The sequence below is a fragment of the Chitinophaga sp. CF418 genome, from assembly GCF_900142925.1.
GTDB lineage: Bacteria > Bacteroidota > Bacteroidia > Chitinophagales > Chitinophagaceae > Chitinophaga.
In genome coordinates this window covers 73,066-86,938 of the sequence record NZ_FRCN01000019.1, presented here as the reverse complement: position 1 = coordinate 86,938, position 13,873 = coordinate 73,066, and the positions used below count along the sequence as shown (strand labels likewise).

The following is a 13,873-nucleotide window of genomic DNA, read 5'->3' as shown; positions in this document are numbered from 1 at the left end:
ATTCCGGTGGTACAGAACTTCCTGGTGCATCAAGTCACCCAACGCCTGTCAGAACAACTGAGGACCAGAGTAGAGATCGAGCATGTCAACCTTCGCCTGTTTAATAGCTTTCGCCTGGAAGGCACACTGATAGAAGACCGTCATAAAGATACCCTGCTCTATGCCCGCGTACTGCAATTGCGTATTACAGACTGGTTCTTTTTCCAGGACAAACCCGTTATAAAGTTTATCGGCCTGGAAGATGCTGATGTGAACCTGATACGCCTGAGGAATGATTCTGTGTGGAACTACCAGTTCATCATCGATGAATTCAGCGCTCCGCCGGATACGACCCTTAAACCCCGTAAAGGCAGCGGAGGTATTTCGCTGGACCTGCGTAAGACAGATCTGCGCAACGTCCGCATTAACCAGATAGATGCCTGGATTGGAGAAGACATGCGTGTGGCGGCTAAACGCATTTACGTAGATGCCAAGAATATTGACCTTAACCTGCATAACATTGATATACAGGAGCTGACCCTGGATAAACCTACGTTTATCATTTCCCGGTACCCGGCTTCTCCCCTCCGTAAGAAACGCCGTTTGCCACCGGCAGCACCACTGACAGATACAGCAGCTATTCCCGCACTTCGCTGGAACAGCGCCAACTGGAAGCTGCTGGTGAAAGAGATCTCCATCAAGGACGGTACCTTAGGGGTAGATGACCTGGAAGATGCTACCCCGGTGAAAACAGGTTATTTTGCGCCCAATCATATCCGCTTCGACAAAATCAACCTGTCGCTGACCAATACCAGCCTGGTAAAAGACAGCATACTCGGAGACCTGACCATGAGCACAAAAGAGCGGAGTGGTTTTGAGGTAAAAAAGCTGACGGCAAAGTTCAAGATGTCGCCGGTAGAGATGGAGTTCTCCCACATGGACCTGTTCACCAACCGCAGTCACCTGCGGGATTACTATACCATGCAGTATGCTGATATCAGTGACATGAACCATTACGTGGATGAGGTATACATGCGTGCGCATATTGTGAACAGTACCCTGCATTCTGACGATATCGCCTACTTTGCGCCAGAACTATCCGACTGGAAAAAGGAGATCTCCCTGAGCGGAGACGCCCGTGGCCCGGTCAGCAACCTGAAAGCATCCAATATCCGGCTGGAAGCCGGCACTACCACCCGCCTGAAAGGAGGACTGGAAATGCGTGGCCTTCCGGACATCAACAATACCTACATTGACTTTAACGCGGAAGAACTGCTGACCACCGGGGCTGACATTACCAGCATAGCTGCTGATCTGCGGAACATCGATCCCGTGAAACTGGAGCGGCTGAACAATATCCGTTTTGCCGGTAGTTTTACAGGATTCGTAAATGACTTCGTGGCATACGGTAAATTCCAGACCAATCTCGGCAACCTGAATTCCGACCTTAACTTCAAAACGAACAGGGATGTGCCGGTATATTCAGGAAGCCTGACCACAGATGCTTTCAACGTAGGCGCCCTGGTAGACGAGCCTGAAATAGGCACCGTCTCCCTTAGTGCGAAGCTGAACGGGGAAGGTTTCAACTTCAGGACCCTGAAGGCGGCAGTAGACGCTGATGTACAGCAGATCACACTGAACGGCTACAGTTACAGTAATATCAAGACCAAGGGGGAAATGAACCGTAAATTCTTCAACGGCTCCCTGACGGTCAATGATCCCAACCTGGACATGGATTTTTCCGGTACTATTGATTTCAACGGCAATGTACCAGTATTCGATTTTGATTCCGACATCCGCCATGGCAACCTGAGAGCTTTAAAACTGACGGGCGATTCTATCGTGCTGCAGGCTAAACTGGCCCTCAACTTTGCCGGTGATAACATAGATAACTTCAATGGTTCTGCCAGGGTATACAATGTATCCCTGTTCAAAGATCAGCGCAGACTGGAGTTTGACTCCCTCAATGTATCCACCCACCTGGAAAATAATGTGAAAGTACTGGCCATCCAGGGTAGTGAGATAGGCGGATATGTAAAAGGGAATTACAGCTTCATGCTGCTGCCGGATGCTTTCCGCCTGCTGCTGAATAAATATTACCCCAGCTACTTCCCTACTGCGCCCAAAGACAATATCCAGCAGGATTTCTCTTTCGCCTTCCAGCTGGGACAGGTAGATAAACTGATACGCGGCTTTTCAAAAGATATTTCCGGCTTTGACAACTCCACCATAGAAGGCAACCTGAATACCATTAAGGGCAACCTGGCGCTGAATGTCAATGTACCGCTGGCTTCTTACAGGAACTATCACTTTGAAAATCTCCAGCTGAAAAGCACTGGTACCTTCGACAAGATAGATATCAGCACCAGTATAGGGAAGGTATCATCCGGCGACAAGGTATGGTTGCAGCATCCGCTGATCCTGGCCAATTCCGGCAGGGATACTTCCTACATTAAGGTGGACCTGCAGGCGGCTGACTCATCCTCCATGGATGGCTTCTATGCCAGGGTCATTACAGTGGCGGAAGGCGTGAAGGTGAGTTTCCTCAACAGTGCCTTTACCGTCAACGAGCGACAATGGAACGTCACCCCGGGTAATGAGATATATTGGAGCAAGGATTTCCTGACCATTCATAACCTGCAGGTAACGAGGAACGAACAGAGCATCACGGTAGAAACCAACGAATACAATCCGGACGAGTCCAAATTTATCGTGAACCTCAAGAACCTGAACCTGTCGGATGTAATCCCCTACCAGCTGACCAGCATGCGTATAGAGGGTTTGGCAAATGGGACCATCAATATTTCCGATCCTACCCGCAACCTCGACGTCGATGCCCTGATCACTACCAGTGAGCTCCGTATTGACAACGACTCTATTGGCCTGGTAGCCTTTGAAGGCGGCTACAGACAGGAAACGGGTGATGTCACCTTCTCCGTCAGGTCAGAGAATAAGGGCAAGAATTTCTTTGCAGAAGGGCTGGCAGGTGTATCTTCCACCAACAACAGACTACAGGCAAATGTGGAGCTGAACGGAACTTCCCTCAGTATCCTGGACCGCTTTGTGAATGAATATGTGACAGACCTGAAAGGGATGGCCTCCGGCAAACTGGCCATAACGGGTACTACCCAGCAGCCATCAGTACATGGTAACCTGCGTGTGGACAGTGCGGGTGTGAAGGTATTATACCTGGGCACCTACTATACCATCCCCCGCCTCAATGTGAACATAGACGATAACCTGATTGAATTCGGGAACTTCTTCATAATAGATAAGAATAACAGCAAGGCCACTGCCAGCGGTTATATTTCACATGATCATTTCAATAACCTGAACTTCGACTTTGATGTTACTGCCCGCAACTTCGTATTCCTGAATACAGGGGCGGCAGACAGTGATCTCTTCTACGGAAACGTAATTGCGGACGGTAAGGTCTATTTCTCGGGGCCGCTGAACGATCTGCAGCTGCGTATACAGGCAAGACCTGGCAGGACCACTCACTTCTATCTGCCCCTCTCAGACAGTAAGGACATCGGCCGTTCAGATTACATCACGTTCAAGTCTTACGGAACGGAGATAAAGGAAGAAAAGAAAAAGAAGAAAGACAACGTAAAACTGAGCGTAAAACTGGACATTTCTGCTACGCCTGATGCTCAGATCGATGTGATCATGGATGCTGCTTCCGGTGATATGATCTCAGCAAACGGTACTGGTAACCTGCAGATCAACGTGAATACCGAAGGGGATTTCACCATGTTCGGTAACTATGAGATCAATAATGGATCTTACAATTTTACCCTGCAAAGACTGACCAGCTGGAAGTTTGACATTGATAAAAGCAGTTCCATCACCTGGAATGGGGATCCCACAGAAGCCAAGGTGGATATCCATGCGAAATATACCCTGCCTAAAGTAAGTCTTTATAACCTGGTGGGTAACTCATCCACCGCCGGTGATAAGCTGGCTACCCGTACAGAAAGGGTCGACATCCTGATCAATCTCCGGAATGAGCTGATGAAGCCTGATATCACTTATGAGATCAATCTGCCGGAAGTAGGTTCGGTTGCCTACGAAAGTGGTGTAGCGGCCAAACTGAGGGAGATCAACCAGGACCAGAACAAGGCCCTGCAACAGATGGCCGGTCTCCTGCTGTTCAACCAGTTCCTGCCGGAAGATCCTAACTCAGCCGGGGGCGCCAGCGTGGCTACAACGGGTAAGAACAGTGTGGGCCAGGCATTAAGTGCACAGGCATCTGCTATTCTGAACAATATTACCGGCACCCTGCTGAAGAACAGCGGTATCGGTATCAATGTAAACTACAGGGCTTATAACATTGGTAGTCAGGACAATGCGTCTCTCGACCGTAACCAGGTGAGCGCCGGGGTAACCAGTAACCTCTATAATAACAGGATCAGGTTGTATGTGGGCGGGGACTATGACTGGGGTAAGGCCAGCACCTCTGCCAATGCCAACCGTTTTGCCGGTGACTTCAGGGCAGAGTACCTCCTGACACCGGAAGGCCGTATCCGTATCAATGCCTTCAGTAAATCGGACTATGACGTATATAACCTGGTGAACCGTAACAAGGCGGGTCTGGGTATTTCTTATATACGTGAGTATAATAAGTTCTCAGAGCTGTTCAATGAGCGGAACAGGCGTCGTTTTATTGACTCCCTCAGGAGGGCGGAAGCCATCCGGCAGGAAGAGATTGAAAAACAGCGTGAAAAAGAGGATAGCTTAAAGAAAAGAGGAGGGAATTAACCCCGGGGAATCCGGTAACCATAACAAAACACAATAAACCCCGTTAGGGGTTGGCATGTTTGTCAAATAAAAAAGGAATCAGTTTACGCTGATTCCTTTTTTATTTGACAGTCTGCAATATTATCCCTTCAGGATCTCATGACCCAGCTTGTCGCGTTTGGTCTTGAGATAGAATTCGTTATGTGGATTCGGATGTACTTCAATGGGTACATTTTCCACTATTTCAAGGCCATATCCTTTCAATCCTGCCCGTTTACGGGGATTATTGGTGATCAGGCGCATTTTGGTAATATTCATATGACGGAGGATCTGTGCTCCTACCCCATAGTCGCGTTCGTCCATTTTAAAGCCCAGTTCGAGGTTTGCCTGTACGGTGTCCCGGCCTTCTTCCTGCAGCTTGTAGGCTTTCAGTTTATTCAGCAGTCCAATACCACGGCCTTCCTGGTTCATATACAGTATCAGGCCTTTACCGGCACGTTCTACCATTTCCATGGCCTTGTGCAGCTGTTCGCCGCAATCGCAGCGGAGGGAGTGCAGGACATCGCCTGTGGCGCAGGAGGAGTGGATACGTACCAGCACCGGTTCACCTTTTTCCCAGGTACCTTTTTTCAGGGCCATGTGCAGGTCGCCGGAGTTCAGTTGTTTGAAAGCCACCAGTTCGAAGTCGCCATATGCGGTAGGCATATGTACAGTTACCTGTTCTTCGATCAGGGTTTCCTTTTCGAGGCGGTATTCGATCAGGTCTTTGATGGAAATGAGCTTCAGATCAAATTTATCTGCTATTTCCTTCAGCTGTGGCAGTCGGGCCATGGAGCCGTCCTCGTTCATGATCTCTACCAGTACGCCGGCAGGTTCAAAACCAGCCAGCCTGGCCAGGTCGATGGTTGCTTCCGTATGGCCGGTACGACGTAATACGCCGCCGGTTTTTGCCTTTAAGGGGAAAATGTGTCCCGGTTTCCCGAGTTCCTCAGGGCGTGTATTAGGATCTATCAGGGCCTGTACTGTCTTGGCACGATCGTGCGCTGATATGCCTGTGGTGCATCCGTGGCCCAAAAGGTCCACCGATACGGTAAAAGGTGTTTGGTGCAGGGCGGTGTTGTCACGCACCATCATTTCCAGCTTCAGTTCATCACAGCGCTCTTCCACCAGCGGTGCACATATTAAACCACGGCCGTAACGGCTCATAAAGTTGATGATCTCCGGTGTTACGTTCCTTGCTGCTGTGACGAAATCTCCCTCATTTTCCCTGTCCTCGTCGTCTACGACTATTACCAGCTTACCATTCCTGATATCTTCTATGGCTGATTCTATTGTATCTAGCATAGCGCTTTATTAAAGTTAATTTGCAAAGTTATGCTAAAAAAAGCACCATACCCTATCCTATCTGCTTACCTAAATATCACTGCACATATGTAGCAATAAACCATATAAATATTCGGGGAGATAAGTATATGATTTAATACCATGCGCTACAATATTCTAAGTATTTTAAAGATGTCCTATTCGATTTTTTAGAATTTCTGGGACAAATTCTTGAACAAACTCGATGAAATACCTGTTTTACCTAACGGCTATCCAAAATTATATCCAGTAAAGCTAATAACCTCAATGGCTTAACAATTTGTTAATTTATAGTTAAAATCTGTAAATTTTTATTCGCCACCTTTGCGTCATAAATCAAATCGCTCATTTATGGGATTTAAAAGACTACTATCTACATTCATTGTACTGTTTATCGCTTTTCATTCCTATGCCCAGGTAACTACCAGTAGCATGCTCGGTAAAATTACCGGCCCTGCCAAGGAGGCTTTGCCTGGCGCTACCGTTGTTGTAATCCATGTACCTTCAGGCACCAAATATGGTACTACTACCGATGCTGAGGGTTTTTACAGGATCCCTAACATGAATGTTGGCGGACCGTACAAGGTGACCGCGTCCTATATCGGCTACACGGAATTCAGCCAGGGAGATATTTTCCTCGCCCTTGGTCAACCATTCAGACTGAACATGAACCTGGGAGAAAAAGCCCAGGATATCAAGGAAGTACAGGTGGTAGCACAGAGAAGCGGTGGTGTGTTTAACTCCAGCCGTAAAGGTGCGCAGACTGTACTGAACCGTTCTCAGATAGACGCGCTGCCTACTGTGGGAAGAAACCTGACAGACTTCGTACGTCTGACCCCTCAGGCAAAACTGACCAAAGATGGTAGCGGAAACCAGACTATCTCCATCGCAGGTACCAACAACAAGTACAACGCTACTTTCGTGGATGGTGCTGTACAGAACGACGTATTCGGTCTCGCAGAAAACGGTACCAATGGTGGTCAGATCGGTATCTCTCCGTTCAGTATTGATATCATCGACCAGTTTAACATAAATGTATCTCCATTCGACGTAAAACAGGGTGGTTTTGCCGGTGGTGCTATCAACGCGGTGACCAGAAGAGGTACCAACGATATCGAGGGTTCTGCTTACTACTTCGTCCGTAATGAGAGCCTGGCAGGTAAAACTCCTAACAAGGATGAGAGCAAGAGGGCCAAGCTGGCTGACTTCTCTTCTAAAACTTATGGTGCACGTTTAGGCGGTGCGATCATCAAGAACAAACTGTTCTACTTCGTGAACGCTGAGTGGCAGAAAGAAACCCGTCCACAGCCATTTACCTATTCAACATATGCGAACGGTCCTGGTAGTGCTCATGCTACACAGCAACAGCTGGCTGATCTCACAGCCAAGCTGAAAGCATCAGGTTACGATCCGGGTGGTTATGAAACAGTAGAAAACTCACTGGATGGTCGTAAATTCTTCGCAAGACTCGACTGGAACATCAGCGATGCCCACAAGTTCACTATTCGTCACAGCTATGTGCATGGCGAAAGTGTAAGCCCGGGTAAATCCAGCGCTAATACTATCACTTTTGCCAACAAAGGTGTCCTCTTCCCTTCTACGACCAATGCTACTACCGCCGAGCTGAAAAGCCAGTTCGGAAACAGGGCCTCCAACTCCCTGCTGGTAGGTGCCAACATCGTAAGGGATGACCGCGGAATCATGGGTTCACCATATACTTCCGTATTCATTACCAAAGAGTCTGTCAGCTTCGGTACAGAGGAATTCTCTGTTGCGAACCTGTTGAAACAGAATGTATTCACCCTGACTGACAACCTGGAACTGTACAGAGGTAAACATACTATCTCCCTGGGTACAAGTAATGAGTTCTATAATATGACGAATGTATTTATCCGTCAGAACTATGGTTCTTATACTTTCGCAAGCCTGGATGATTTCATGAATAATGCTTCTCCTGTTCAATACCAGCGTTCATTCTCTGCTGTAGATAAAACTACCGGAGATAACACAAATGGCGCTGCCAAGTTCAAGGCGCTGCAACTGGGTATCTATGCACAGGACGACTACCAGGTCAATGACCGCTTACGCGTGTCTCTGGGTATACGTGCTGACCTGCCGGTGTTGCTAACTGATCCTGCTACGAACAATGACTTTAATAACACCGTATTACCAGCTGTTGTAGCTGCAGGTAAATGGGATATCAAAGGCGCTAAAACAGGTACTAAACCTGATGCCAGGATCCTGCTGTCTCCGCGTATCGCCTTCAACTGGGATGTTAAAGGTGACCAGACTACCCAGATCCGCGGTGGCGCTGGTATTTTCACCAGCCGCATTCCGTTCGTATGGCTGGGTGGTATGTACAACAACAACGGTGTGACCCTGGGTGGTATGACCCTGCGTTATGATCCTACCAAACCGGAAAGTGCGACCAACCCGAAGATCCCTTTCATCTCCGATCCGTTCAACCAGCCTAGCATTACTGTAGCGCCATCAGGACAGATCGACCTGTTTGCGAAAGACTTCAAATTCCCGCAGGTATTCAGGACCAGCCTGGCTATAGATCAGCGTTTACCATGGGGTATGATCGGTAGTCTGGAAGGTATCTATACCAAAAATATCAATAACGTAGTTTACTACAACCTGTCATATATTCCAAGCGGTACAACTGTAACCGGTAATGGTAACGACAACCGTCCAATATGGAAGAACGTAGGTTCAGCTGTACGTGGTAACTATACCGATATCATGTATGCTCAGAACACCAGCAAGGGCTATTCATACAACATCACTGCACAGTTACAGAAATCATTCGATAATGGCTTCAGTGGTACTGCATCTTATACCTTTGGCCGTTCTAAATCTATCAACGACGGTCAGTCTTCCCAGAACTCTTCTCAATGGAGAGTGCCAAACGTGAGAGGTCGTAACGATGTAGACCTGGGTTATTCTATCTTCGACGTAGGCTCAAGGATCGTTGCTTCCGTAACCTACAAAAAAGAGTACCTGAAACACCTGGCTACTCAGATATCCTTGTATTACACTGGTCAGTCCGGCGACAGATATTCTTACGGATACATCGATCCGTCTACCAATATCGTGAAAGATTACACTACCAGCAGCGACAGGGGCCTGAACCTGATCTATGTACCAAGAACTGCAGCAGAGATCAACCTGGTAGCTTATACGCCAACTGGTTCCACTACTCCTGTTACTCCAGAGCAACAGTGGGCTGCCCTGGACGCATTCATCAACAGCGATAAATACCTGAGCAAACGCAGAGGTCAATATGCTGAAAAGAATGGCGCCCGTGTTCCATTCACACACATCTTCGACCTGCACTTAGCACAGGATCTCTTTGTAGGACAGAAGAACGGCAAACGTCACACTGTACAGGTTACCTTCGATATATTCAACCTGGGTAATATGCTGAACAACAACTGGGGTCGCATGTACTCAACCCGTACTGGTATGAACTATAACAACTATGGCCTGATCAACCTTGTGGGTTTTGCAGCTGATGGTACTACACCACAGTTCAACTTCAAGAATCCTGTTAAAAACGATAACAAGACTGTTGCAACCATCGACGATTTCGGTGTACAGTCAGCTCGTTGGCAGGCACAGCTTGGCTTCCGCTATACATTCAGATAAACAGCACACTTTTCATAGAAAAAAGGGTTGTTCAGCTACGGCGGACAACCCTTTTTTTATGTAAGTGAAATAATACTCATTACTTCATCTTTCCTGCACCAGCTGTTAGACTTTTTTCTTTATATTTATAATGATGCAGGAACAACATCACAAATGGCATTCCCCACACCTGGGCCATGAATTTGAAATGCTGGTGTACGGAGAAGAGGGTTATCCGCTGATACTCTTCCCGACATCTATGGGGCGGCATCACGAACATAAGGACAGAGGACTGATCGAGGCCCTGCAATGGTTTGTTGATAATCAGCTGATCAGGATCTATTGTCCGGATAGTATAGACAGCGATAGCTGGTATAATCCTCATATATCTCCGGCGCAGAGAGCGCTGAATCATATCAGGTATGACAATATGCTTCGCCATGAAGTACTGGAAAAAGTGACAATGGAAACAGGCATTCACCGTGTGGCGGTAGCTGGTTGCAGTTTTGGCGGATATCATGCCGCTAATTTCGCGTTCCGCTACCCCGAGATGGTATCCTACCTGTTTAGCCTTAGCGGCGTTTTCGACCTGAAACCAAGGCTTAATGGCCATTTTGACGACAACGTGTATTTCCATAACCCGGTGGACTTTATGCCTGATAATCCTCATGAGGCCCTGTGGCGGATGGGTATCATATTGGGCGTAGCCGAAAAAGACATCACCCGCAATCAGAATGAAACCATGTCGGGCATTCTTAACAACAAAGGCATTATGCACTGGCTGGACGTAAGGCCCAACAGGACGCACGACTGGCCCACCTGGCTGGAATTGCTGCCATACTATCTGTCACTCATTAAATAGGGACAAACGGCGCTGACTGGCGCAATACTTTTTGTACAAAGACAACCAACGTATAACACAGTTGTTATAATCAGTACGGGCAATGAAAATCCTGCCGTTGGCGCAAATATTGATTCTCAAACGCTGCTGTTGTAAACGAAGGATATCCAAACAGTAAAACTCTTTACAGATGAAAAAAATAGGACTCCTCTTTGGCCAGGAAAATGGCTTTCCCCAGGCATTTATTGATCGTGTGAATGAGAAACAGGTAGATGGTATTACTGCAGAAGCAGTATCTATCGATAAAGCTATACAGGGCGTTCCTTCCGGATATGCGGTGCTTCTTGACCGTATTTCGCAGGATGTTCCTTTCTACCGCGCCTGGCTCAAACAGGCTGCCCTGGATGGTGCAGCCGTTATCAACAATCCTTTCTGGTGGAGTGCTGACGACAAATTCGTCAACAATGAACTGGCCCAGAGAACCGGCGTACAGGTGCCTAAAACGGCCCTGATTCCTTCGAGGGAACTTCCCCCGAACACCACTGACCAGTCATTCAGGAACCTGGTCTATCCTTTTGACTGGGATTCCATTTTTGACTATATCGGTTTCCCTGCTTACATGAAGCCATTCAATGGCGGCGGATGGAAACATGTGTATAAAATACATGACCGTGAGGAGTTCTTTGCACAACATGCCCGCACCGGACAGTTGGTAATGATGCTCCAGGAGGAGATAAAATACGAATCCTACTATCGTTGTTACTGCATCGGTGGCCGGCATGTGCGGGTGATCCCCTACGATCCGTATCAGCCTGAAAATCAGCGTTACCTGACGGAAGATAATGGAGACAGCGATCTGCTGATCACCATTGCCGACCAGGTGGCGAGGTTGAACCAATACCTGGGATACGACTTCAATTCCGTGGAAATTGCCGTGCGCGATGGCGTGCCTTATGTGATCGACTTCTGGAACCCTGCACCGGAGACCAATGAAAAGGTGATCGGTCCTGACAATTTTGAATGGGTGGTGGAAACGGCTGCCACTTACGCCATCCAACGCGCACAACAGCAAACGCCTGGTACTGACAATCTTACCTGGGGCAATTTCCTGCAACAGGCCGTACAGGGTCAGCAAACGGCTATCGTACCCGGCGCCAAAAAGGTCGCAGCCAGGAAATCTGCCGCTGTAACACCTGCTAAGGCACCTAAAGAAGCGAGGGAACTGGTAGACGCGCTGTCAGAAAAAGAAACTCCTGCAAAAAAAACACCCGCAAAAAAGACTAAAAAGAAAGAATAACTTTGGTGTCCAGAAATGACGGATCACGATCCGTGATCCGTCATTCGTCATTTGTAACTGATTGTACACCAACACCACATGCTCAAGAATTTCACCCTCGGTATTGAAGAGGAATATATGGTCATGGATCCGGCGACCCGTGAACTCCGGTCCCATGAACAAAAGATAGTAGAACAGGCGCACAGGGTGCTCCGCGATAAGGTAAAAGCGGAATTTCACCAGGCGGTAGTCGAAGTAGGTACCCAGGTATGCGCCAACATAGACGAAGCCCGTGAAGACGTTTCCATGCTGCGCCGCACCATCGCCCAGATAGCCGGCGACCTGGGTTTCAGCATCGGTGCTTCTGGTACTCATCCTTTCTCTAACTGGGAAATGCAGCTTATCACCGACCATCCCCGCTATTTCGAGATCGTGAACGAAATGCAGGATGCCGCCCGTTCCAATCTCATTTTCGGACTACATGTACATGTGGGTATGGAAAGCAGGGAAATGGCCCTGCATATCGCCAATTCCGTGCGTTATTTTCTGCCGCACGTATTTGCCTTAAGTACCAATTCCCCTTTCTGGGAAGGCCGTAATACCGGCTTTAAATCCTACCGTACAAAAGTATTCGATAAGTTTCCCCGCACCGGTATTCCCGACTATTTTGCCAGTATAGAAGAATACGACCGGTACATCCACCTGCTGGTGAAGACGAATTGTATAGACAATGCGAAAAAGATATGGTGGGACCTGCGGGTGCATCCATTCTTTGATACTGTGGAATTCCGCATCTGCGACGTACCGCTTACAGTCACAGATAGCTGTACCATCGCGGCCCTCTTTCAGGCTGTCTGCGCCAAGATCTACAAACTGCGTATGCAGAACCTGAACTTCATCATTTACAACCGCGCCCTGGTCAATGAGAACAAGTGGCGTGCTTCCCGCTATGGCATAGATGGTAGCCTGATCGATTTCGGTAAGGAAGAAGAAGTGAATGCACGGTTGCTCATCTATGAGCTGCTGGACTTTGTGGATGATGTGGTAGATGGTCTGGGCAGCCGTCACTATATAGAACACACCCGTCATATCCTTGAAAACGGTACCGGCGCCGATCAGCAGCTGAAAGTCTATGCAGAGACCAAAGATCTGATATCTGTGACCGACTTCATCACCAATCAGTTCCTGAAAGACTGCTAAACCCGTAACTTTGCAGTATGATTCCGAATAAGCAGCACTGGAAAGTAGCAGTTCTGGATATGTATGAACAGGTCCCTAATGAAGGCATGCGCTGCATCAGGGAAATATTGACCAGCTATGCTGAAAGACATGCGCTGCAACTTGAATTTCATGAATATGAGGTGAGGGTGCAGCAACAGGTGCCAGATCTAAACTACGACATCTACATCTCTACCGGCGGTCCTGGTAGTCCGCTGGATAGCGAAGGCAGTGAATGGGAACAACATTACTTCCACCTCATGGAAGGCATCAGGGAATGGAATGCAACCTCTAATGATAAAAAACAGGTATTACTGATCTGCCACAGTTTTCAGCTGATGTGCCGCTATCTCGGATTAGGCAATGTATGCCGCCGCAGGTCTCCGGCATTTGGCGTCTTTCCTGTGCACAAAACAGCTGCCGGTGAGCAGGAACTGGTATTCAGCGAACTGCCTGAGCCTTATTATATCGTTGATAGCCGCAACTGGCAGGTCATCGAGCTGAATCAACAAAAGATGGAAGCTATCGGTGCACAGGTGCTGGCTATTGAGAAAGAACGTCCGCATGTACCACTGGAACGCGCTACCATGGCCATCCGTTTCAGCGATTACTGCCTGGGTACACAATTCCATCCTGAAGCAGATGCAGCAGGCATGCGCATGTACCTGTTGCAACAGGAAAAGAAGAACCAGGTTATTACTAACTACGGCGCGGAAAAATACTACGGCATGCTGGCGCACCTTTCTGACCCGGATAAGATCATGCTGACCCATGATGCTTTTATACCGGCTTTTCTTGATAATGCTATTTTTAAACGCTCTTTATAA

General features: G+C 48.0%; 7 protein-coding genes. 6 read left to right on the top strand and 1 reads right to left on the bottom strand.

Annotated elements, in window-relative coordinates:
• Positions 1 to 6 precede the first annotated feature (6 nt).
• Positions 7 to 4,740, top strand: a complete 4,734-nt coding sequence (locus F3I09_RS31735; protein WP_149699077.1) for a translocation/assembly module TamB domain-containing protein — start codon at positions 7 to 9, stop codon at positions 4,738 to 4,740.
• Positions 4,741 to 4,860: 120 nt separating this feature from the next.
• Here F3I09_RS31735 and F3I09_RS31730 read toward each other — a convergent pair whose 3' ends face one another.
• Positions 4,861 to 6,063: a bifunctional 3,4-dihydroxy-2-butanone-4-phosphate synthase/GTP cyclohydrolase II gene (locus F3I09_RS31730; protein WP_149699076.1), complete on the bottom strand. Its 1,203-nt coding sequence runs from the start codon at positions 6,061 to 6,063 to the stop codon at positions 4,861 to 4,863.
• Between the two features lie 369 nt (positions 6,064 to 6,432).
• On the opposite strand from F3I09_RS31730, the gene F3I09_RS31725 reads away from it, so the two are divergent.
• From F3I09_RS31725 to F3I09_RS31705, 5 genes are all read left to right on the top strand, one after another.
• Positions 6,433 to 9,732 (top strand): TonB-dependent receptor, encoded by a 3,300-nt coding sequence (locus F3I09_RS31725; RefSeq protein WP_149699075.1) that lies wholly within the window; start codon positions 6,433 to 6,435, stop codon positions 9,730 to 9,732.
• 130 nt (positions 9,733 to 9,862) lie between these two features.
• On the top strand, positions 9,863 to 10,573 hold the full coding sequence (locus tag F3I09_RS31720; RefSeq protein WP_223233452.1) for an alpha/beta hydrolase-fold protein: 711 nt from the start codon (positions 9,863 to 9,865) through the stop codon (positions 10,571 to 10,573).
• Positions 10,574 to 10,742: 169 nt separating this feature from the next.
• Positions 10,743 to 11,849 carry a RimK family alpha-L-glutamate ligase gene (locus F3I09_RS31715; protein WP_149699074.1) on the top strand — a complete coding sequence of 369 codons (1,107 nt, stop codon included), beginning with the start codon at positions 10,743 to 10,745 and terminating at the stop codon, positions 11,847 to 11,849.
• A gap of 78 nt (positions 11,850 to 11,927) precedes the next feature.
• Positions 11,928 to 13,028 carry a carboxylate-amine ligase gene (locus tag F3I09_RS31710; protein WP_149699073.1) on the top strand — a complete coding sequence of 367 codons (1,101 nt, stop codon included), beginning with the start codon at positions 11,928 to 11,930 and terminating at the stop codon, positions 13,026 to 13,028.
• 17 nt (positions 13,029 to 13,045) lie between these two features.
• Complete coding sequence (locus F3I09_RS31705; RefSeq protein WP_149699072.1) at positions 13,046 to 13,873, top strand: type 1 glutamine amidotransferase; 828 nt, start codon at positions 13,046 to 13,048, stop codon at positions 13,871 to 13,873.

What these genes read in the sequence shown, in the direction of transcription:
- F3I09_RS31730 (WP_149699076.1), bottom strand. Translation starts at nt 6,063, where the DNA reads ATGCTAGATACAATAGAATCAGCCATAGAAGATATCAGGAATGGTAAG.
- F3I09_RS31725 (WP_149699075.1), top strand. Translation starts at nt 6,433, where the DNA reads ATGGGATTTAAAAGACTACTATCTACATTCATTGTACTGTTTATCGCT.
- F3I09_RS31720 (WP_223233452.1), top strand. Translation starts at nt 9,863, where the DNA reads ATGATGCAGGAACAACATCACAAATGGCATTCCCCACACCTGGGCCAT.
- F3I09_RS31715 (WP_149699074.1), top strand. Translation starts at nt 10,743, where the DNA reads ATGAAAAAAATAGGACTCCTCTTTGGCCAGGAAAATGGCTTTCCCCAG.
- F3I09_RS31710 (WP_149699073.1), top strand. Translation starts at nt 11,928, where the DNA reads ATGCTCAAGAATTTCACCCTCGGTATTGAAGAGGAATATATGGTCATG.
- F3I09_RS31705 (WP_149699072.1), top strand. Translation starts at nt 13,046, where the DNA reads ATGATTCCGAATAAGCAGCACTGGAAAGTAGCAGTTCTGGATATGTAT.